This window comes from Streptomyces durmitorensis, assembly GCF_023498005.1.
GTDB lineage: Bacteria > Actinomycetota > Actinomycetes > Streptomycetales > Streptomycetaceae > Streptomyces > Streptomyces durmitorensis.
On record NZ_CP097289.1, the window covers coordinates 7,271,958 to 7,293,214 of the forward strand.

General features: G+C 66.9%; 15 protein-coding genes, 3 rRNA genes and 2 pseudogenes. 13 read left to right on the forward strand and 7 right to left on the reverse strand.

What is annotated here, in order from left to right:
• Nucleotides 1–171: 171 nt before the first annotated feature.
• A complete protein-coding gene (locus M4V62_RS32495) occupies nucleotides 172–1,254 on the reverse strand; it encodes an S-adenosylmethionine:tRNA ribosyltransferase-isomerase (protein WP_249590761.1) in 1,083 nt (360 codons plus the stop codon).
• Nucleotides 1,251–1,961, reverse strand: a complete 711-nt coding sequence (locus tag M4V62_RS32500; RefSeq protein ID WP_249590762.1) for an SDR family NAD(P)-dependent oxidoreductase — start codon at nucleotides 1,959–1,961, stop codon at nucleotides 1,251–1,253. The genes M4V62_RS32495 and M4V62_RS32500 overlap by 4 nt, the downstream gene beginning before the upstream one ends.
• A gap of 193 nt (nucleotides 1,962–2,154) precedes the next feature.
• Between M4V62_RS32500 and M4V62_RS32505 the strand changes: the two genes are divergently transcribed.
• From M4V62_RS32505 to M4V62_RS32515, 3 genes are all read left to right on the forward strand, one after another.
• Nucleotides 2,155–3,336 carry a GAF domain-containing sensor histidine kinase gene (locus M4V62_RS32505; protein ID WP_249590763.1) on the forward strand — a complete coding sequence of 394 codons (1,182 nt, stop codon included), beginning with the start codon at nucleotides 2,155–2,157 and terminating at the stop codon, nucleotides 3,334–3,336.
• Nucleotides 3,329–3,991 carry a response regulator gene (locus M4V62_RS32510; protein ID WP_283779120.1) on the forward strand — a complete coding sequence of 221 codons (663 nt, stop codon included), beginning with the start codon at nucleotides 3,329–3,331 and terminating at the stop codon, nucleotides 3,989–3,991. Before M4V62_RS32505 ends, M4V62_RS32510 begins: the two co-directional genes overlap by 8 nt.
• Nucleotides 3,992–4,161: 170 nt before the next feature.
• The gene (locus M4V62_RS32515) at nucleotides 4,162–4,407 is read left to right on the forward strand and encodes a chaplin (protein ID WP_249590764.1); all 246 of its coding nucleotides are present in this window, start codon (nucleotides 4,162–4,164) and stop codon (nucleotides 4,405–4,407) included.
• Between the two features lie 208 nt (nucleotides 4,408–4,615).
• Here the strand turns inward: M4V62_RS32515 and M4V62_RS32520 are convergent, their stop codons facing one another.
• The gene (locus tag M4V62_RS32520) at nucleotides 4,616–5,398 is read right to left on the reverse strand and encodes a hypothetical protein (RefSeq protein ID WP_249590765.1); all 783 of its coding nucleotides are present in this window, start codon (nucleotides 5,396–5,398) and stop codon (nucleotides 4,616–4,618) included.
• Nucleotides 5,399–5,521: 123 nt separating this feature from the next.
• Here M4V62_RS32520 and M4V62_RS32525 point away from each other — a divergent pair.
• The 3 genes and pseudogenes from M4V62_RS32525 to M4V62_RS32535 form a co-directional block, all read left to right on the forward strand.
• Nucleotides 5,522–6,052 (forward strand): annotated as a pseudogene (locus M4V62_RS32525) (ABC transporter ATP-binding protein); the annotation flags it as partial.
• 350 nt (nucleotides 6,053–6,402) lie between these two features.
• The gene (locus M4V62_RS32530) at nucleotides 6,403–6,831 is read left to right on the forward strand and encodes an NfeD family protein (RefSeq protein WP_249590767.1); all 429 of its coding nucleotides are present in this window, start codon (nucleotides 6,403–6,405) and stop codon (nucleotides 6,829–6,831) included.
• Nucleotides 6,832–6,966: 135 nt separating this feature from the next.
• Nucleotides 6,967–7,899: an SPFH domain-containing protein gene (locus tag M4V62_RS32535; protein ID WP_249590768.1), complete on the forward strand. Its 933-nt coding sequence runs from the start codon at nucleotides 6,967–6,969 to the stop codon at nucleotides 7,897–7,899.
• Nucleotides 7,900–7,954: 55 nt separating this feature from the next.
• On the opposite strand, the gene M4V62_RS32540 is transcribed toward M4V62_RS32535, so the two are convergent.
• The 3 genes from M4V62_RS32540 to M4V62_RS32550 all read right to left on the reverse strand — a co-directional run bounded on the left by M4V62_RS32540 (nucleotide 7,955) and on the right by M4V62_RS32550 (nucleotide 9,991).
• Nucleotides 7,955–8,461: an HNH endonuclease gene (locus M4V62_RS32540; RefSeq protein WP_249590769.1), complete on the reverse strand. Its 507-nt coding sequence runs from the start codon at nucleotides 8,459–8,461 to the stop codon at nucleotides 7,955–7,957.
• Between the two features lie 147 nt (nucleotides 8,462–8,608).
• Nucleotides 8,609–9,148: a YbhB/YbcL family Raf kinase inhibitor-like protein gene (locus M4V62_RS32545; RefSeq protein WP_249590770.1), complete on the reverse strand. Its 540-nt coding sequence runs from the start codon at nucleotides 9,146–9,148 to the stop codon at nucleotides 8,609–8,611.
• Between the two features lie 60 nt (nucleotides 9,149–9,208).
• On the reverse strand, nucleotides 9,209–9,991 hold the full coding sequence (locus M4V62_RS32550) for a sporulation protein (RefSeq protein ID WP_249590771.1): 783 nt from the start codon (nucleotides 9,989–9,991) through the stop codon (nucleotides 9,209–9,211).
• Between the two features lie 165 nt (nucleotides 9,992–10,156).
• Here M4V62_RS32550 and M4V62_RS32555 point away from each other — a divergent pair, with 165 nt between their 5' ends.
• From M4V62_RS32555 to M4V62_RS32580, 6 genes and pseudogenes are all read left to right on the forward strand, one after another.
• A complete protein-coding gene (locus M4V62_RS32555; RefSeq protein ID WP_249590772.1) occupies nucleotides 10,157–10,798 on the forward strand; it encodes a DNA-3-methyladenine glycosylase in 642 nt (213 codons plus the stop codon).
• A 531-nt stretch (nucleotides 10,799–11,329) separates the two neighbouring features.
• Nucleotides 11,330–12,855 (forward strand): 16S ribosomal RNA (locus M4V62_RS32560).
• Between the two features lie 297 nt (nucleotides 12,856–13,152).
• Nucleotides 13,153–16,275: ribosomal RNA gene (locus M4V62_RS32565) — 23S ribosomal RNA — on the forward strand.
• Nucleotides 16,276–16,413: 138 nt separating this feature from the next.
• Nucleotides 16,414–16,530, forward strand: a 5S ribosomal RNA gene (gene rrf, locus M4V62_RS32570).
• The 16S, 23S and 5S rRNA genes sit together here, the layout of an rRNA operon.
• A 317-nt stretch (nucleotides 16,531–16,847) precedes the next feature.
• Nucleotides 16,848–17,810: pseudogene (locus M4V62_RS43980) on the forward strand (hypothetical protein); the annotation flags it as partial.
• 153 nt (nucleotides 17,811–17,963) lie between these two features.
• On the forward strand, nucleotides 17,964–18,779 hold the full coding sequence (locus M4V62_RS32580) for a hypothetical protein (RefSeq protein WP_249593104.1): 816 nt from the start codon (nucleotides 17,964–17,966) through the stop codon (nucleotides 18,777–18,779).
• Nucleotides 18,780–18,849: 70 nt separating this feature from the next.
• On the opposite strand, the gene M4V62_RS32585 is transcribed toward M4V62_RS32580, so the two are convergent.
• Nucleotides 18,850–20,127, reverse strand: a complete 1,278-nt coding sequence (locus tag M4V62_RS32585; RefSeq protein ID WP_249590773.1) for a DUF1015 domain-containing protein — start codon at nucleotides 20,125–20,127, stop codon at nucleotides 18,850–18,852.
• A 72-nt stretch (nucleotides 20,128–20,199) separates the two neighbouring features.
• On the opposite strand from M4V62_RS32585, the gene M4V62_RS32590 reads away from it, so the two are divergent.
• The gene (locus M4V62_RS32590; RefSeq protein ID WP_249590774.1) at nucleotides 20,200–21,228 is read left to right on the forward strand and encodes an HAD hydrolase-like protein; all 1,029 of its coding nucleotides are present in this window, start codon (nucleotides 20,200–20,202) and stop codon (nucleotides 21,226–21,228) included.
• Nucleotides 21,229–21,257 lie beyond the last annotated feature (29 nt).

The following is a 21,257-nucleotide window of genomic DNA, read 5'->3' on the forward strand; positions in this document are numbered from 1 at the left end:
AAAATTCTGTGGCAAAGCAGTGACGTACGAAGCCGGATAGTGGATCAGGGGGTGCGGCGTACGCTTTGACGGCATTGCGCTCCCTGCGGATAAAGGGATATCTCATCCACTAGGGGACTTCGTACGTGACGTGGGTCCTATGCGCGGGCTCACATCGACCACGTAACAACCTCACCAACAGTTGCCGCTGCAATTCTCTGCGTGAGGAAACTCCTCCGGAAGGAGGAGATGCACGTCGCCGAACTCGTGCCACAGGTAGAGACGGCGTACCGCCTCGGCATAACCCCGGTCCACGGCGGCCCGGCCCGCGACCGCCTCCAGCATCAGCAGATGCGAGGCCTGCGGCTCGTGCAGCCCCGTGAGCAGCCCGTCCACCACACGCACACCCCGCTCGGGCGTCACCACGAGCTCCGTACGGCCCGCCGCTGCCCGCACCACCCCGTCGGGCCCCGTGGCGGACTCGACGGCGCGCACGGCCGTCGTACCCACCGCGATGACCCGCCCGCCGCCCGCCCTCGCCGCATTGACCAGCCGTGCCGACGTCTCCGGCACCTCGAAGAGCTCGGGATACGGCGGCTCGTGCGCCTCGGGCGACGCCACCCCCGTATGCAGGACGACCGGCGCGAACTGCACACCCCGGCTCACCAGGCGTGCCACGAGGCCCGCGGTGAACGGCCGCGCCGCACTCGGCATCTCCGCGCTGCCCGTCCCGTCGGCCGACGGCAGCGCGAACACGGTCTGGTGGGCGGAGAGCGGCTGGTCCCTCTCCGTATAGGCGTAACGGATGGGACGCCCGTGCCGCCGCAGCAGCGAGGGCACATCGGCCGACACCCGGGCCCACCACAACCGCCCGCTCCCCGGGGCCAGCGGCTCGTCGAGGACCAGGCGTACGTCCCCGGGGAGCCGCACGACTGAATTCGCGGGCCCGCCCGCGCGCGCCCGCGTGGTGCCCCGGCCGTCCGGATCCCGCAACTCGACGGCCCACCGTCCGTCGTCGCCCCGGGTCGAGAAATGCACCACCACGCGCGCGTGCCCGACGGTTCCGTCGACCGCCGCGGGCAGAGTCCGTGAGGTGTTCACGATCAGCAGGTCCCCGGCCCGCAGCAGCTCGGGCAGGTCGGCGAACGCGTGGTGCGAGACCTCCGTCCCGCGCGACACGAGCAGCCGCACCGCGTCCCTGCTGAGCCCCTGACCCCGCTGCTCGGCGGGCACACGGGCCGACAGCTCGTCGGGCACCCGCACGGCCAGCGTCATCGCGCGTCCAGAAGAGAGGGAGCGGCGTAGCGACCGCTCGGCGGGCGCTCGTCGAGCAGCCGCAGGAAGGAGGGCACCACCGTCTCGGGCGACGGGCGGCCCGAGGCGTCCTCGTCGTCCGGAACGGCAGCCTCGTAGAGATCGGTCCGCATGTCACCGGGATCGACCGCCCACACCCTGATCCCCGGCTCCTCCACGGCAAGGACCGCCGACAGATGATCGAGCGCGGCCTTGGACGCTCCGTACCCGCCCCACGTCTCGTACGCCTCGACGGCCGCGTCGGAGCTGACGTCGACCACCGCCCCCGCCCCCGAGGCCCGCAGCAAGGGCAGCGCCTCCTGGATCAGCCCCAGGGCCGCCACCACATTGGTCTCCAGCGCCTGCCGCAGCCCGTCGAGCGTGAGCTCCTCAAGGCGCACGAGCGGCTCCGCACCCAGCGCGCTCGCGTTGTTCACCAGCAGATCGAGACCGCCCAGCTGGTGCGCGGCGGCCAGCAGATCCGCCCGGTGCCCGGCATCCGTGACATCCCCCGCGACGGCCTCCACGCGCGTGCCGCGTCCCGCCAGGTCCCGTGCGGACGCCGCGGAGTCATCGAGCGCGGCGGCCGTTCTCGCGTCGAGCACCAGATCCCAGCCCCGCCCGGCGAGCGCCGCCCCCAGCGCACGCCCCAGTCCCTTCGAAGCCCCCGTGATGATCGCTACCGGCATGACATCCGTCCCCTCGGGTCGCCCTGGCAGCCGCTTCTCCAGCGGATGACCCCACGGTAGGAACGGACCCGTCCCCGGCGCCTCGTGCGCGGGCCGCATCGGCTCAGGGCCCTTCGGCCTACGCCCACGGCCCTAGGCTCCGGCCGCCACAGGTCCGATACGCGCTGTCACACCCCGCCGGTACGGTGAGGCCATGAGTCAAGGTCACCGGTCCGGCCTGAACGCGGTGAGCTCCGCGCTTCTCGCCATGAGCAGGCAGCTGGAGGTGCGTGACGTCCTCAAGACGATCGTCGCCTCGGCCCGCGAACTGCTCGACGCGGAGTATGCGGCGCTCGGTGTCCCGGACGACCACGGAGGGTTCGCCCAGTTCGTCGTCGACGGCGTCAGCGACGAGCAGTGGCGCGCCATCGGCCCGCTGCCCCGTCAGCACGGCATCCTCGCCGCGATGCTGCACAAGGCCGAGCCCGAGCGCCTCGCCGACGTGCGCACGGACCCGCGCTTCGAGGGCTGGCCGTCCGCGCACCCGGACATGTCCGACTTCCTGGGCCTGCCGATCCGGTACGGGGACGAGACACTCGGCGCGCTCTTCCTCGCCAACAAGCTGCGATCTTCTGGGGGGCGACCCCCAGACCCCCGAAGGCCCGCAAAACCGAATGGCGGTTGCGGCTTCACCGCAGAGGACGAGGAGCTTCTCTCGCTCCTCGCCCAGCACGCCGCGATCGCCCTCACGAACGCCCGGCTCTACGAACGCAGCCGCGAGCTGACCATCGCCGAGGAGCGCTCACGCCTCGCGCACGAACTGCACGATGCCGTCAGCCAGAAGCTGTTCTCGCTGCGCCTGACGGCCCAGGCCGCCGCGGCCCTGGTGGACCGGGATCCCTCGCGCGCCAAGGGCGAACTCCAGCAGGTGGCCGTGCTCGCGGCCGAGGCCGCCGACGAACTGCGCGCTGCCGTCGTGGAGTTGCGCCCCGCGGCCCTGGACGAGGACGGCCTGGTCGCCACCTTGCGCACGCACACACAGGTCCTGGACCGCGCGCACTCGGCCGAAGTCACCTTCGAGAGCGGCGGCATCCGCGCCCTGCCGGCATCCCAGGAGGAGGCGATGCTGCGGGTCGCCCAGGAGGCCCTGCACAATGCCTTGCGCCACTCCGGCGCGGAACGCGTCTGCGTGACCCTGGTGCGTCGCGGAGCGGGAGCCGTGCTGCGCGTCACCGACGACGGCAGCGGCTTCGACCCGCGCGCGATCCGCCGCGCGGGGCGGCACTTGGGCCTGGTCTCCATGCGGGACCGGGCCGGTGGGGTCGGCGGACAGCTGACCGTGGAATCGGAGCCCGGGAAGGGCACGACGATCGAGATGGAGGTTCCCGGTGGCTGACGCTGTGCTCAATCCGAAGACAGGGATCCGGGTGCTGCTGGTCGACGACCACCAGGTGGTCCGCCGCGGTCTGCGTACGTTCTTGGAGGTGCAGGACGACATCGAGGTCGTGGGCGAGGCGTCGGACGGCGCCGAAGGAGTCGAGCAGGCCGAGAAGTTGAAACCGGACGTCGTCCTCATGGACGTCAAGATGCCGGGCATGGACGGCGTCGAGGCGCTGCGCAAGCTCCGCGAACTGGCCAACCCCGCGCGCGTGCTCATCGTCACCAGCTTCACCGAGCAGCGCACGGTCGTCCCGGCCCTGCGCGCGGGCGCCGCAGGGTATGTCTACAAGGACGTCGACCCGGAGGCCCTGGCGGGCGCCATCCGCTCCGTGCACGCGGGGCATGTGCTGCTCCAGCCCGAGGTGGCGGGAGCGCTGCTGTCCCAGGAGGAGGCCAGCACCGGGCAGGGGAGGGGCGGTTCGCTCACCGAGCGGGAGCGCGAGGTCCTGGGGCTGATCGCCGACGGCCGCTCGAACCGCGAGATCGCGCGTGCGCTCGTGCTCTCCGAGAAGACCGTCAAGACCCACGTCTCGAACATCCTGATGAAGCTGGACCTCGCCGACCGCACCCAGGCCGCCCTGTGGGCCGTACGACATGGTGTGACCGGCTGATCCACGCTCCGGCGCACACCGTCAACCGGCAGAACGGAACGTCGTGTTCCGGGCTGAGATTCATACCGTCGTGTGGATGTCCCTCGTTTGGCGCAACCTGTGAGCCGCCCGGCCGTTCTCCAGTGCGTGCTGCGGCGGCTGGCCGCAGCGATCGCAAGGAGGGTCCAGAAGTGAAGAACCTGAAGAAGGCCGCTGCTGTCACGATGGTGGCGGGTGGCCTCGTCGTCGCCGGTGCCGGTCTCGCCTCCGCCACGGGCGGCGCGCACGCGGACGGCAAGGCCGTGAAGTCGCCGGGCGTCGGCTCGGGCAACCTCGTCCAGGCGCCGGTGCACATCCCCGTGAACGCCGTGGGCAACACCGTGTCGGTCATCGGTGCCCTCAACCCGGCCTTCGCGAACAACGGCCTCAACACCTGAGGCACGCCCCAGGCGCAGCAGTGACTACCGGCCTCCCGGGTGCTTCCCCGGGGGGCCGGTCTGCTGTGGCTGTGCCCCGTAAGGGGCGCGGGGCTGTATCGATGTGCGGCTCCGCCGCGTGAGCGCGACAAGCCACGACGCTCCCGCAGTCGACAGTCTCTCCAGAGCACACGGCCCCGGAGCTCCGGCCGACCCCGGGCAGCGGGGCTCAGCCCCGCGTCTGCTCCTCCACGTAAGCGTTATAGGCGGCCACCTGGGCCCGCCGAGCCGTCCGTTCGACCGGACGGAGCGCCGCCCCCCGCGCAGCCATCTCCGAGGCGCTCACGGCCCCGCCATGGCCGTTCTCGAACGCAACCGAGACCAGCAGGCCGACCCGCTGGGCCAGCTCCAACACCCGTACCGCACGCGGCGGGTATCCCGGCGCGAGAGCCTCACGTCCCCGCTCGGCCCGCGCCCGGTACGCGTCCACCGCCGCTTCGGCGACCGGACCCGAGCCCGCGACGTCGAGCTTCGAGAGCACCTCCGTCGCCTCCCGCAGCGCCTCGGCGAGCTCACGCTCCGCCTCGCCCAGCGAGGGCACATCGGCGGGCGGCGCCTCCCGTACCGGCAGGCAGTGCCAGAGGACCTCCACGTGCACATCACCGGCGGGCCCCGCCTCGGACACCTCGGGCACGAAACCGTACGGCGCCCCGTAGGCGACGACGGCCTCCTCCGCCTCAAGGGCTCGCGCGTTGAAGGCGGGCGGCCCGCTCAGGCCGAGCGGATGGCCCGGCGCGGGCAGCGCGAGCCGCAGCCCGGTCACCCCCAGCGTGCGCAATCGTCCGAGGGCGAGCGTGAGACCGACGGGCCCCGACTCGCCGGGGAGACCTTCGACCCGGTGCACGGCGTCGTCGCCGACCATCGCGAGCACCGCGTCGTCCGGCGAGACAAGTCCGGCAAGAAGGGCATTTCCCCATGCTGCCAAGCGTCCTGAGCGTGGTTCCGAGAGCATGCGTACAGCCTAAGGACCGGGCTAAGGGCTGGAGCGCTCGGCCGGTGGCGTAGGTTTTCTCCCAGGGGACTGCGTCCACAGACGCAAGCGACAGCCGAGACTGCAATGGGAGACAACGCGCTCATGAGCGATGTACTGGAGCTGGAGGACGTATCCGTGGTCCGCGAGGGCCGGGCTCTGGTGGACCAGGTCTCCTGGTCGGTCAAGGAGGGTGAGCGATGGGTCATCCTCGGGCCGAACGGCGCGGGCAAGACCACCCTCCTGAACGTCGCGTCCAGCTACCTCTACCCGAGCACCGGCACCGCCACCATCCTCGGCGAGACCCTCGGGAAGCCCGGCACGGACGTCTTCGAGCTCCGCCCGCGCATCGGCGTCGCCGGCATCGCGATGGCCGAGAAGCTACCCAAGGGCCAGACCGTGCTCCAGACGGTGCTCACGGCGGCGTACGGCATGACGGCCGGCTGGCACGAGGACTACGAGGACGTCGACGAGCAGCGCGCCCGCGCCTTCCTCGACCGCCTCGGCATGACCGACTACCTGGACCGCAAGTTCGGCACCCTCTCCGAGGGCGAGCGCAAGCGCACCCTGATCGCGCGCGCCCTGATGACGGACCCCGAGCTGCTCCTCCTCGACGAGCCCGCCGCGGGCCTCGACCTCGGCGGCCGCGAAGACCTCGTACGCCGCCTCGGCCGCCTCGCCCGCGACCCGATCGCCCCCTCGATGATCATGGTCACGCACCACGTCGAGGAGATCGCCCCCGGCTTCACCCACGTCCTCATGATCCGCCAGGGCAAGATCATGGCCGCGGGCCCGCTGGAGCTCGAACTGACCTCCCGCAATCTCTCCCTCTGCTTCGGACTGCCCCTGGTGGTCGAGGAGCGGGGCGAGCGCTGGAGTGCGCAGGGTCTCCCGCTCGGCTGACACCGGCGCGAACGGCCGGGCCCGCTCCGGCCGATGGATCACGTGCCCTGTGCGGGAAGGTCCCGCGGTCCTACCATGACCATGTGGACATCGACGCATGGGTGTGGTGGCTGATCGGCGCCGCCGCGCTCGGAATCCCGCTCGTACTGACCGCGATGCCGGAGTTCGGCATGCTCTCCGTGGGCGCCGTCGCGGGCGCCGTGACCGCGGGCCTCGGCGGCGGCACCGTACTCCAAGTCATCGTCTTCGCCGCGGTGTCGGTCGCGCTCATCGCGGTCGTACGCCCCGTGGCGGCGCGCCACCGCTCCCAACGGCCCGAACTGGCCACGGGAGTGGACGCGTTGAGGGGCAGGACGGCCGTCGTCCTGGAACGGGTCGACGCCTCAGGGGGCCGGATCAAGCTCGCCGGCGAGATCTGGTCGGCCCGCTCGCTCGACACCTCGCAGAGCTACGAGGCGGGACGCGAGGTGGATGTCGTCGAGATCGACGGAGCGACCGCCGTCGTCATGTGACGGCCGTCGTCAGGTGAATGCACCACGGGGTGTGCGACGGTCTGACAGACTCGACCAGCAAGATCTTCACGGGGGCGGGTGCAGGCTCCGCGGATCTTCCGGGAACACCGAGCAAGAGGGGTACGGGGAACAACGATGCAACCAATCATCATCGTCCTGATCATTCTGGTGGTGCTGGTATTCATCGCCCTGATCAAGACGATCCAGGTGATCCCGCAGGCCAGCGCGGCGATCGTCGAGCGCTTCGGCCGCTACACACGCACACTGAACGCGGGCCTGAACATCGTCGTCCCGTTCATCGACTCGATCCGCAACCGCATCGACCTCCGTGAACAGGTCGTCCCCTTCCCGCCCCAGCCGGTGATCACCCAGGACAACCTCGTGGTGAACATCGACACCGTCATCTACTACCAGGTGACCGACGCCCGCGCCGCGACGTACGAAGTCGCCAGCTACATCCAGGCGATCGAGCAGCTCACCGTCACCACCCTGCGCAACATCATCGGTGGCATGGACCTGGAGCGGACCCTGACCTCCCGTGAGGAGATCAACGCGGCGCTGCGCGGTGTCCTCGACGAGGCCACCGGCAAGTGGGGCATCCGCGTCAACCGCGTCGAGCTCAAGGCGATCGAGCCGCCGACCTCCATCCAGGACTCGATGGAGAAGCAGATGCGCGCCGACCGAGACAAGCGCGCCGCGATCCTCCAGGCAGAAGGTGTCCGGCAGTCGGAGATCCTGCGCGCCGAAGGTGAGAAGCAGTCCGCGATCCTGCGCGCCGAAGGTGAGGCCAAGGCCGCGGCCCTGCGCGCCGAGGGCGAGGCCCAGGCGATCCGCACGGTCTTCGAGTCCATCCACGCGGGAGACCCGGACCAGAAGCTCCTCTCCTACCAGTACCTCCAGATGCTCCCGAAGATCGCCGAGGGCGACGCGAACAAGCTCTGGATCGTCCCCAGCGAGATCGGCGACGCCCTCAAGGGCCTCGGCGGCGCGCTCGGCAACTTCAATCCCATGGGCGGCGGCTCGGGCGGCGCCCCCAAGGAGCGCCGCGAACAACCGCCGATCGACTGAGAGCCCCGAAGGGGCGCGGGAACTGCGCGCTCAGCCAAGAACAACCCGCACGCGGCTACGCGGCAGACGTCGCCAGCCAACCCGGCAGCGTCGCCAACCCGTCCCGGCCGAGCGCCAGCAACATCGCATCCGCGGGAGTCGGCTCAAAGGGCTGCCGCAACAACGGCATCCCGGCCTCCTCGGGGGTGCGGTCAGCCTTGCGGTGATTGTCCGCCGCGCACGAAGCGACCGTGTTCAGCCAGGAGTCCCTGCCGCCCTGCGCTCGCGGCACCACGTGGTCCACGGTCGTCGCCCGCCTCCCGCAGTACGCGCACCGGTGCTGGTCCCTCACGAGAACACCGCGCCGCGACCACGGAGCCTGTCTTCGGAACGGCACCCGTACATACCTGGAGAGCCTGATCACCCGCGGCACCGGTATGTCGACCGCCGCCGCGCGCACACGGAGTCCGGGGTGGGCCTGCTCCACGACGGCCTTGTCGCTGAGGACCAGCACGACGGCACGGTTCAGCGTCACCGTCGACAGCGGCTCGAAGCTCGCGTTCAGCACCAGCGTGTCCCGCATTTCGCCCACCTCCCGTATGCACACCGACCCACCCCCTGGCGGGCTGGGATCAACTCTGGCCGGGCACGCCGAGATGGACAACGCAATAAAAAATGCCCGCCCCTGATCACTTCCATGACCAGGGGCGGGCAAACGTTCAGTGAACGCTCAGCTACCGGCGGGAGCCGCGTACTCGGCGAGCACCTGCGCGCGCCCGAGCGTGTGGAACCGGAGATTGAATCCGATGACGGCGGGCGAAGCGTCGGAGTCCGGCCCGAGCTTCTCCTGGTCCACCGCGTACACGGTGAACACATAACGGTGCGCCGGGTCGCCGGGCGGCGGCGCCGCGCCCCCGAACTCCTTCGTCCCGTAGTCGTTCCGCACCTGCACCGCGCCCTCGGGCAGTCCCTCGAACTTGCCGCTGCCCGCACCGGTGGGCAGCTCGGTCACCGACACCGGGATGTCGATGACGGACCAGTGCCAGAACCCGCTGCCCGTGGGCGCGTCCGGGTCGAAGCAGGTCACGGCGAAGCTCTTGGTCTCCGGCGGGAAGCCCTCCCACCGCAGGTGCGGCGAGGTGTTCCCGGCCGCATGGACCTGAGCGTCCTTAAGGACCGCCCCCGGCTCGAAGTCCTCGCTCACGACCGTGAACGACGCCACGGGCGGATGGAAGTCATGGGGAAGCGGCGGCCTCTTGAGCTCGGTCACGTCGGCACCTCCTGGTTGGTTCCTGATCGGCGGTAGCTCTGCAGCTCTTCCGTACCGAGCCTAGAACCAGTTGCGCTTGCTGCCGACCTGGGACAGCCACTCGTTGAGGTAAGCCGCCCAGTCAGTGCCCTGGAAGTCATTGAGCCCGACCTTGAACGACCGGAACGAGTCGCTGCCCTCACTGAAGAGACCCGGCTTCTTGTCCATCTCCAGGATGACGTCCATCTCGCGGTCGTCGGCCACGAAGCTCAACTCGACCTGGTTCAGGCCGCGGTACTGCTGCGGCGGGAAGAACTCGATCTCCTGGTAGAACGGCAGCTTCTGACGCGTGCCGCGGATGTGCCCGCGCTCCATGTCGGCGCTCTTGAAGCGGAAGCCCAGCTGGATGAAGGCGTCCAGGATGGCCTGCTGCGCCGGCAGCGGGTGCACGTTGACCGGGTCCAGGTCACCGGAGTCCACGGCCCGCGCGATCTCGAGCTCGGTGGTCACACCGATGTTCATCCCGCGCAGCTGCTGCCCGTCGATGGAGGTGATCGGCGTCTCCCAGGGGATCTCGAGGCCGAACGGCACCGCGTGCACCTGGCCCGCCTGGAGCGTGAAGGCCCCACCGAGGCGCAGCTTCGTGAACTCGATGTCCTGCTTCGTCTCCTGGTCGTTGCCCTCGACCTCGACCCGCGCCTGAAGACCGACGGACAGACCCTCGATCTCCTGGTCCACGGATCCGCCCTGGATCCGCACCTCACCCTGGACGACACCACCGGGTACGACATTGACCTCGGTCAGCACCGTCTCCACCGAGGCACCGCCGGCCCCCAGACTCGCAAGCAGCTTCTTGAACCCCATGACTCTCCTCCCCAGGCCCCGCCTGTGGTTCGACTCGACTCGACTTGAATCCTTGATCCATACAAACGCGGTGAACCCACGTCCGGTTCCGCGTCCTCACCCTGGCAATCGGTACGGCCGGTGACCACCCACCCGTACAGAGCGTCTCCATTAGGCTCGGACGCCATGATCGAGGCCCTTGACCGTACGCCCCTCACACGTGACTTCTTCGAGCGCCCTGTCCTCGACGTGGCCCCGGATCTGTTGGGCCGCGTTCTCGTCCGCACCTCACCGGACGGTCCGATCGAGCTGCGCCTGACAGAGGTGGAGGCGTACGCGGGCGAGGCCGATCCCGGATCACATGCCTATCGCGGCCCCACCGCCCGCAACAGCGTGATGTTCGGTCCGCCCGGACACGCGTACGTCTACTTCACCTACGGCATGTGGCACTGCCTCAACGTGGTGTGCGGCCCGGAGGGCAAGGCGAGCGGAGTCCTGCTGAGGGCCGGTGAGATCACGACCGGCGCCGAGATCGCCCGCAAACGTCGACTCTCGGCCCGCAACGACAGGGAACTGGCCAAAGGCCCGGCCCGCCTGGCCACAGCCCTTGACGTGGACCGAAGCCTGAACGGCACCGACCTCTGCGCGGGCCAGGACGCTCCTCTCACCCTCCTTACGGGCACCCCCGTCCGCTCCGACCAGGTCAGCAACGGTCCCCGCACGGGAGTCGGCGGCGACGGAGCCGTCCACCCCTGGCGCTTCTGGACCCCCAACGACCCGACGGTGAGCCCTTATCGGGCCCATACGCCCCGACGCCGCCGAACTTGACGCGGCCCATGGCGGACCGTAATGTGGCCCGAGCCGCTTGACCCGGGTACGGCAATCTGCCAGCAGCCGGAAGCGGCCAACCACTACCTACGACTTCCCCTCAGCGGGGGCGAATTTGGCGTGCTCGCATGCCTGAATTCGAACTCGCGGAACTCGATTATGAGTTGCCGAGGGAATCCGCTAACGTAGTGAACACGCCGAAAGGCAAAGGCCCTCCAACGGCCACCGGAAATGAAATCCGAACCGGAAACGGAACGGAAAACGGATCTGGTAAGGTTGGAAACACGAAATACCGAAGGGAAGCGCCCGGAGGAAAGCCCGAGAGGGTGAGTACAAAGGAAGCGTCCGTTCCTTGAGAACTCAACAGCGTGCCAAAAGTCAACGCCAGATATGTTGATACCCCGTCTCCGGCCGTCATGGTCGGGACGAGGTTCCTTTGAAGAAAACATCAGCGAGGACGCTGTGAACCGGAAGATTATTCCTCTTCCTGGTTCCGCTCAACGCGGATGTGCACCCGATTACGGGTAAACATTCACGGAGAGTTTGATCCTGGCTCAGGACGAACGCTGGCGGCGTGCTTAACACATGCAAGTCGAACGATGAAGCCCTTCGGGGTGGATTAGTGGCGAACGGGTGAGTAACACGTGGGCAATCTGCCCTGCACTCTGGGACAAGCCCTGGAAACGGGGTCTAATACCGGATGATATCCCCTCTCGCATGGGAGGGGGTTGAAAGCTCCGGCGGTGCAGGATGAGCCCGCGGCCTATCAGCTAGTTGGTGAGGTAGAAGCTCACCAAGGCGACGACGGGTAGCCGGCCTGAGAGGGCGACCGGCCACACTGGGACTGAGACACGGCCCAGACTCCTACGGGAGGCAGCAGTGGGGAATATTGCACAATGGGCGAAAGCCTGATGCAGCGACGCCGCGTGAGGGATGACGGCCTTCGGGTTGTAAACCTCTTTCAGCAGGGAAGAAGCGAAAGTGACGGTACCTGCAGAAGAAGCGCCGGCTAACTACGTGCCAGCAGCCGCGGTAATACGTAGGGCGCAAGCGTTGTCCGGAATTATTGGGCGTAAAGAGCTCGTAGGCGGCTTGTCACGTCGGTTGTGAAAGCCCGGGGCTTAACCCCGGGTCTGCAGTCGATACGGGCAGGCTAGAGTGTGGTAGGGGAGATCGGAATTCCTGGTGTAGCGGTGAAATGCGCAGATATCAGGAGGAACACCGGTGGCGAAGGCGGATCTCTGGGCCATTACTGACGCTGAGGAGCGAAAGCGTGGGGAGCGAACAGGATTAGATACCCTGGTAGTCCACGCCGTAAACGGTGGGAACTAGGTGTTGGCGACATTCCACGTCGTCGGTGCCGCAGCTAACGCATTAAGTTCCCCGCCTGGGGAGTACGGCCGCAAGGCTAAAACTCAAAGGAATTGACGGGGGCCCGCACAAGCAGCGGAGCATGTGGCTTAATTCGACGCAACGCGAAGAACCTTACCAAGGCTTGACATATACCGGAAAGCATCAGAGATGGTGCCCCCCTTGTGGTCGGTATACAGGTGGTGCATGGCTGTCGTCAGCTCGTGTCGTGAGATGTTGGGTTAAGTCCCGCAACGAGCGCAACCCTTGTTCTGTGTTGCCAGCATGCCCTTCGGGGTGATGGGGACTCACAGGAGACTGCCGGGGTCAACTCGGAGGAAGGTGGGGACGACGTCAAGTCATCATGCCCCTTATGTCTTGGGCTGCACACGTGCTACAATGGCAGGTACAATGAGCTGCGAAGCCGCGAGGCGGAGCGAATCTCAAAAAGCCTGTCTCAGTTCGGATTGGGGTCTGCAACTCGACCCCATGAAGTCGGAGTTGCTAGTAATCGCAGATCAGCATTGCTGCGGTGAATACGTTCCCGGGCCTTGTACACACCGCCCGTCACGTCACGAAAGTCGGTAACACCCGAAGCCGGTGGCCCAACCCCTTGTGGGAGGGAGCTGTCGAAGGTGGGACTGGCGATTGGGACGAAGTCGTAACAAGGTAGCCGTACCGGAAGGTGCGGCTGGATCACCTCCTTTCTAAGGAGCATCTAGATTCCGCAAGGAATCCAGAGCCACTACGTCGGCAAATGTTCGACGGTGGTTAGCTCATGGGTGGAACGTTGACTATTCGGCACGATCGGTGAGGGACTGTAAGTACTGCTTCGGCGTGGAAAACAGATTCTTGATTGGTCGGGCCGGGCACGCTGTTGGGTATCTGAAGGTATGGCCGTAAGGCTGCCTTCACTGCCGACCCCGGTGTACTCACTGGTTCCCAGTGGGGTGACGGGTGGTTGGTCGTTGTTTGAGAACTGCACAGTGGACGCGAGCATCTGTGGCCAAGTTTTTAAGGGCGCACGGTGGATGCCTTGGCACCAGGAACCGATGAAGGACGTGGGAGGCCACGATAGTCCCCGGGGAGTCGTCAACCAGGCTTTGATCCGGGGGTTTCCGAATGGGGAAACCCGGCAGTCGTCATGGGCTGTCACCCGCTGCTGAACACATAGGCAGTGTGGAGGGAACGCGGGGAAGTGAAACATCTCAGTACCCGCAGGAAGAGAAAACAACCGTGATTCCGGGAGTAGTGGCGAGCGAAACCGGATGAGGCCAAACCGTATACGTGTGAGACCCGGCAGGGGTTGCGTGTGCAGGGTTGTGGGATCTCTCTTTCACAGTCTGCCGGCTGTGAGACGAGTCAGAAACCGTTGGTGTAGGCGAAGGACATGCGAAAGGTCCGGCGTAGAGGGTAAGACCCCCGTAGTCGAAACATCAACGGCTCGTTTGAGAGACACCCAAGTAGCACGGGGCCCGAGAAATCCCGTGTGAATCTGGCGGGACCACCCGTTAAGCCTAAATATTCCCTGGTGACCGATAGCGGATAGTACCGTGAGGGAATGGTGAAAAGTACCGCGGGAGCGGAGTGAAATAGTACCTGAAACCGTGTGCCTACAAGCCGTGGGAGCGTCGCGCATTGAGTTTACTCAATGCGTCGTGACTGCGTGCCTTTTGAAGAATGAGCCTGCGAGTTTGCGGTGCGTTGCGAGGTTAACCCGTGTGGGGAAGCCGTAGCGAAAGCGAGTCCGAATAGGGCGATTTAGTAGCGCGCTCAAGACCCGAAGCGGAGTGATCTAGCCATGGGCAGGTTGAAGCGGCTGTAAGAGGTCGTGGAGGACCGAACCCACCAGGGTTGAAAACCTGGGGGATGACCTGTGGTTAGGGGTGAAAGGCCAATCAAACTCCGTGATAGCTGGTTCTCCCCGAAATGCATTTAGGTGCAGCGTCGTGTGTTTCTTGCCGGAGGTAGAGCACTGGATAGGCGATGGGCCCTACCGGGTTACTGACCTTAGCCAAACTCCGAATGCCGGTAAGTGAGAGCGCGGCAGTGAGACTGTGGGGGATAAGCTCCATGGTCGAGAGGGAAACAGCCCAGAGCATCGACTAAGGCCCCTAAGCGTACGCTAAGTGGGAAAGGATGTGGAGTCGCAGAGACAACCAGGAGGTTGGCTTAGAAGCAGCCACCCTTGAAAGAGTGCGTAATAGCTCACTGGTCAAGTGATTCCGCGCCGACAATGTAGCGGGGCTCAAGCGTACCGCCGAAGTCGTGTCATTCCAGCGTATAGGGCCAACGCCTGCTGGGATGGGTAGGGAGCGTCGTGTGCCGGGTGAAGCTGCAGCGGAAGCTAGTGGTGGACGGTTCACGAGTGAGAATGCAGGCATGAGTAGCGATACATACGTGAGAAACGTGTGCGCCGATTGACTAAGGGTTCCTGGGTCAAGCTGATCTGCCCAGGGTAAGTCGGGACCTAAGGCGAGGCCGACAGGCGTAGTCGATGGATAACCGGTTGATATTCCGGTACCCGCTGTGAAGCGTCAAACATCGAGCCCATTAATGCTAAGGCCGTGAAGCCGTCCTGGAGCCTTCGGGCAAAGGGAAGTGGTGGAGCCGCCGACCCAAGGTGGTAGTAGGTGAGTGATGGGGTGACGCAGGAAGGTAGTCCAGCCCGGGCGGTGGTAGTCCCGGGGTAAGGGTGTAGCCCGTCATCTAGGTAAATCCGGATGACATGTGGGTGAGACCTGATGCCGAGCCGATTGTGGTGAAGTGGATGATCCTATGCTGTCGAGAAAAGCCTCTAGCGAGTTTCATGGCGGCCCGTACCCTAAACCGACTCAGGTGGTCAGGTAGAGAATACCGAGGCGTTCGGGTGAACTATGGTTAAGGAACTCGGCAAAATGCCCCCGTAACTTCGGGAGAAGGGGGGCCATCTTTGGTGATCGGATTTACTCCGTGAGCTGGGGGTGGCCGCAGAGACCAGCGAGAAGCGACTGTTTACTAAAAACACAGGTCCGTGCGAAGCCGTAAGGCGATGTATACGGACTGACGCCTGCCCGGTGCTGGAACGTTAAGGGGACCGGTTAGTGCACTTTCGGGTGTGCGAAGCTGAGAACTTAAGCGCCAGTAAACGGCGGTGGTAACTATAACCATCCTAAGGTAGCGAAATTCCTTGTCGGGTAAGTTCCGACCTGCACGAATGGCGTAACGACTTCTCGACTGTCTCAACCATAGGCCCGGTGAAATTGCACTACGAGTAAAGATGCTCGTTTCGCGCAGCAGGACGGAAAGACCCCGGGACCTTTACTACAGTTTGATATTGGTGTTCGGTTCGGCTTGTGTAGGATAGGTGGGAGACTTTGAAGCGGGCACGCCAGTGTTCGTGGAGTCAACGTTGAAATACCACTCTGGTCGTGCTGGATGTCTAACCTGGGTCCGTGATCCGGATCAGGGACAGTGTCTGATGGGTAGTTTAACTGGGGCGGTTGCCTCCTAAAGAGTAACGGAGGCGCCCAAAGGTTCCCTCAGCCTGGTTGGTAATCAGGTGTTGAGTGTAAGTGCACAAGGGAGCTTGACTGTGAGACCGACGGGTCGAGCAGGGACGAAAGTCGGGACTAGTGATCCGGCGGTGGCTTGTGGAAGCGCCGTCGCTCAACGGATAAAAGGTACCCCGGGGATAACAGGCTGATCTTCCCCAAGAGTCCATATCGACGGGATGGTTTGGCACCTCGATGTCGGCTCGTCGCATCCTGGGGCTGGAGTCGGTCCCAAGGGTTGGGCTGTTCGCCCATTAAAGCGGTACGCGAGCTGGGTTTAGAACGTCGTGAGACAGTTCGGTCCCTATCCGCTGTGCGCGTAGGAATATTGAGAAGGGCTGTCCCTAGTACGAGAGGACCGGGACGGACGAACCTCTGGTGTGCCAGTTGTCCTGCCAAGGGCATGGCTGGTTGGCTACGTTCGGAAAGGATAACCGCTGAAAGCATCTAAGCGGGAAGCCTGCTTCGAGATGAGTATTCCCACCCCCTTTGAGGGGTTAAGGCTCCCAGTAGACGACTGGGTTGATAGGCCAGATCTGGAAGCCCGGCAACGGGTGGAGGTGACTGGTACTAATAGGCCGAGGGCTTGTCCTCAGTTGCTCGCGTCCACTGTGTTAGTTCTGAAACAACGAACAGTTGTGTCGGCTGAACAGCTACACCACTTAATTGAAGAGTGTGCTTGTTCGCTGCCCTGTTTGAGATCCCGCTTTTGCGCGGGATATTTCATAGGGTTTCGGTGGTCATAGCGTGAGGGAAACGCCCGGTTACATTCCGAACCCGGAAGCTAAGCCTCAAAGCGCCGATGGTACTGCAGGGGGGACCCTGTGGGAGAGTAGGACGCCGCCGAACAATCTTTGGAGGACCCCTGGTCCCAGCGTCCACGCTGGGACCAGGGGTCCTTTTTGTTTTGTCGAAGCGCGCCGGCTACCCGGCTGCGCAAGAATGACTGCGGTACCGAAGACTAGGAGTCACCGATGTCCACCAACTCTCCCGACGAGCGACCGGAGCGCGAGCAGCGCGGCCGGGACGGTGGCGACCGGGGCGGATACCGTGGCGGCGCACCGCGCCGTGACGACCGCAGCGGTGGTGGGCGGCCTCCGTTCCGCCGCGACGACCGCCCCACCTCCGGTGGCCCCCGCCGCGACGACCGTGACCGGGGCGCTCCTCGTCGCGACGACCGTGGCGGTTTCCGCCGCGACGACAACCGCGGGGGCGGTGGTGACCGCGGCGGGTTCCGTCGTGATGACCGCTCGACTTCCGGTGCTCCGCGTCGTGACGACCGTGGTGGCGACCGTCCCCCGTTCCGTCGTGATGACCGCTCGACTTCCGGTGCCCCGCGACGTGACGACCGTGGTGGTGACCGCGGTGGCTTCCGTCGTGACGACAACCGCGGTGGCGGTGGCGACCGCGGTGGGTTCCGTGGTCGCGATGACCGTGACGGCGGGCGTCCTCCGTTCCGTCGTGACGACCGTTCGACCTCTGGTGCTCCGCGTCGTGACGACCGTGGTGGCGACCGTCCCCCGTTCCGTCGTGATGACCGCTCGACTTCCGGTGCCCCGCGCCGCGACGACCGCAGTGGTGGCGGCGACCGTCTCCCGTTCCGTCGTGACGATCGCCGGGATGACCGGCGTGACGACCGTGGCGGTGACCGTGGTGGCTTCCGCCGTGATGACAACCGTGGTGGCGGCGACCGCGGTGGGTTCCGTCGTGACGGGGATCGTCCCGGGTTCAAGCGTGATGACCGGCGCGATGACAACCGTGGCGGCGGTGACCGTGGCGGCTTCCGTCGCGATGACCGTGGCAACGATCGCGGTGCCGACCGCGGTGGTGACCGTGGCGGCTTCCGTCGCGACGACCGCCGTGATGATCGCCGGGATGACCGGTCCCGTGGTGGCGATCGTCCCGCTTTCCAGCGCGATGACCGGCGTGACGACAACCGTGGCGGCGGTGACCGCGGTGGCTTCCGTCGTGACGACCGCTCGACTTCCGGTGCGCCGCGCCGTGACGACCGTGGCGGTGACCGCGGTGGTTTCCGTCGCGATGACCGTGGCAGCGACCGCGGTGCCGATCGCGGTGGTGACCGTGGTGGCTTCCGTCGTGATGACAACCGTGGTGGCGGCGGTGGCGGCTTCCGTGGCCGTGACGACCGTGGGCCGCGTCGTGACGACAGCCGTGGTGGGCGTCCCAGTGGTGGCGGGTTCCGTGGGCGCGACGACCGGCGTGACGGCGACCGCGGTGGGTACCGCGGGCGCGACGACCGTGACCGCGAGCCCATCAAGCGGCTGCCGATCCCCGATGACGTCACGGGTCACGAGATCGACAAGGACGTACAGCAGGAGCTGCAGAGCCTTCCCAAGGGGCTCGCTGAGGACGTCGCCAGGAACCTGGTGATGGTCGCCAACCTCATCGACGACGACCCCGAGCAGGCCTACGCCTACTCGCGGATCGCGCTGCGGCTCGCCTCGCGCGTCGCCGCCGTACGAGAGGCCGCGGGCTTCGCCGCCTACGCGGTGCAGAAGTACAGCGAGGCGCTCGCCGAGTTCCGGGCCGCCCGTCGGATGACCGGCAGCGTCGAGCTCTGGCCCGTCATGGCGGACTGCGAGCGCGGTCTTGGCCGGCCCGAGAAGGCGCTGGACATGGCCGGTGCGCCCGAGGTGCAGAAGCTGGACAAGCCGGGGCAGGTCGAGATGCGTCTCGTCGCCGCCGGTGCGCGGCGTGACCTGGGGCAGATCGATGCCGCCATCGTCACCCTGCAGGGTCCCGAGCTGGGGTCGAACTCCGTCCAGCCGTGGACCGCGCGGCTGCGCTACGCGTACGCCGACGCGCTGCTCGCCGCCGGCCGCGAGGACGAGTCGCGCGAATGGTTCGCGAAGGTCATCGAGTCCGACAAGGACGGCAGCACCGACGCGTCGGACCGCCTTGCCGAGCTGGACGGTGTCGAGTTCGTCGACGTCATGGAGGGTGACGAGCCGGCGCCGGTGTCGGAGCCCGTGGTCACCGACGACGTCACTCCCGTCCAGGAGGACGACGACGAGGACGACGAGGACGATGACGACGTCGACGAAGCCGACGACGAAGCGGACGACGACAAGGTCTGAGCGCTGACCTAGTCGCAGACGATGGGCGGGACCCCACCAGGGGTCCCGCCCATCGTCGTATCCGGATGATTCAGAAGTCGAGGCTGCGCAGGACCAGGCCCGATGCCGGCTTGGGGCCGAAGGACGTGGACTTGCGGGGCATCGTGACGCCCTGGCGGGCCAGGTCGCGTACGACTTCTTCGCGGACCGGGTGCATCAGGACGGCCGTACCGCCGTCGCGTTCCGCCTTCTCCACGGTCGCGGCGGTGTCGTGGATGTACGCGATGTACTCCGGGGCGTCCGGGATCTTCCAGATGTGGTCGAGGAGCGTGGAGTGCAGGACCGTCGCGTCCAGCGTGCGCCAGGCCTCCGGCGGGTCGGCCGGGATCGTACGGGCGAGGAGGTCCGGGGACGGGCGGTCGATGAGGTGGAAGCCTCCGTCACCCGCCAGGAGGAAGGCGTTGCTTTCGGTCGCGGCCTCGGCCAGGGCTTCGAGAGCGCTCGGCAGCGGGCCTTCGACGGTGCGTATGCGGAAGGAGTCCGCGAGGGCCGCGAGGGCGTCGGGGACCGGGAGCCGGTGCAGGTAGCGGTGGATGGCGCGGACGCGGAGCGGGTAGCGCGCGGTATCCACCAGGAGGACCAGGCCGCGGTCCCACGGGCTGGGCGACGGGTGCTCGGAGCGCAGCCGGAGATTGGTCGCCCAGCGGTGGTGCCCGTCCGCGATCAGGGCCTGGTGGTGGGAGAGATCTGACTGGATCTCGGCGAGATCGGCGGGGTCGGTGACCGCCCACAGGCGGTGGCTGAAGCCGTCCTCCGTGGTCGTCGACAAGAGAGGCTTGTTCAGTACGGTGCGCTCGACGACGGCCGTCGCGCCCGTGGCGTCGCCGTTCGAGCGGTACGTCAGGAGCAGCGGTTCGAGGTTGGCGTTCGTCGCGCGCATCAGGCCCGCGCGGTCCTCCACGACGTGGGGCATGACGCCTTCGTGGGGCAGGACGATGCCGTCGTCCGCCTCGGAGAGGCGCAGGGCGCCGATGACGCCGCGCTGAAGGATGTCGGCGTCGCGCTGCTCGTAGACGTAGAGGCGGGGCTCCGGGTCGGGCGCGAGGATGCCCTGGGAGAGCCAGGCGTGCAGGGTCTCGGCTGCCTGTTCGTTGCGGGCCGCCGGTGTGGTGGCCTGGGGGAGGATCAGCCGGACGATGTTGTGCGGGTCGGCGGACTCCAGGTGGAGCAGGCCGTCGGGCCGTACGACCACGTCGTACGGCGGGGACGTCACGGCGGCTAGGCTGCCGACCCGCTCGGGGACGTAGCGAATGCCTCGGAACGGGATCAGATCGAGGCCTTGGTCGTCGGTATGACCCGCTGTGTTCATTGCTGCATCGTATGTGTGTCAGTGGCATAAGCGATGATCGGGGGAGTGGGATCGATCGAGGAGCGATGCGTAATGAGCCAGACCGTCAGGACGCGGCCCGAAGGCAGCCGGAATGTGCTGAGCGAGGCGTATGACACGGCGCTGCTCGACCTGGACGGGGTGGTGTACGCGGGAGGGCACGCGATCGCGCACGCCGTCGAGTCGCTCGGGACGGCCAGGGCGGGCGGCATGCATCTCGCGTACGTGACGAACAACGCGCTGCGAACGCCGGACGCGGTGGCGGAGCATCTGACGGAGCTCGGCATTCCGACCGGAGCCGCGGACGTCATCACGTCCGCGCAGGCCGCTGCGCGACTGGTGAGCGAGCAAGTCCCCGCGGGGGCACGGGTGTTGGTGATCGGCGGGGAAGGGCTGCGGGTCGCCCTGCGCGAGCGCGGCCTCGAGCCGGTGGACTCGGCCGACGACGGGCCGGTGGCGGTCGTGCAGGGGTATGGCGGGCCCGACATGGCGTGGGGGCGCTTCGGCGAGGCCTGTTACGCGATCGCGCGCGGGGTGCCGTGGTTCGCGTCCAACACGGACCTGACGATTCCCAGTGCGCGGGGCATCGCGCCGGGCAATGGCGCGGCGGTCGAGGTCGTACGCATCGCGACGGGCGCGGAGCCGCAGGTGGCGGGCAAGCCGCTGCCTCCGATGCACCGCGAGACGATCCTGCGGACGGGCGCCGAGCGGCCGTTGGTCGTGGGGGACCGGCTCGACACGGACATCGAGGGCGCGTTCAACGGCGAGGTGGACTCGCTGCTCGTCCTGACCGGGGTCACGGACGGCGCCCAGCTGCTCGCGGCCCCGCCCGAGCACCGGCCGACGTACGTGGACGCGGACCTGCGCGGCATGCTGACCGGTCAGCCCGAGGTGACCCCGGCGGAGGGCGGCTTCGGCTGCGGCGGGTGGACGGCGTCGGCGCGAGGGCAGGAGCTGGTGCTCGACGGCGAGGGCGACGCGATGGACGGGCTGCGCGCGCTGTGCGCGGCGGCGTGGACGGAGGCGGGGGACGGCGTGTGCACGCTGGACGGGGAGAAGGCGTTGGCGCGGCTGGGGGTGTAGCTGCCTGGGCGGCCAGCCACCCGCAGTCA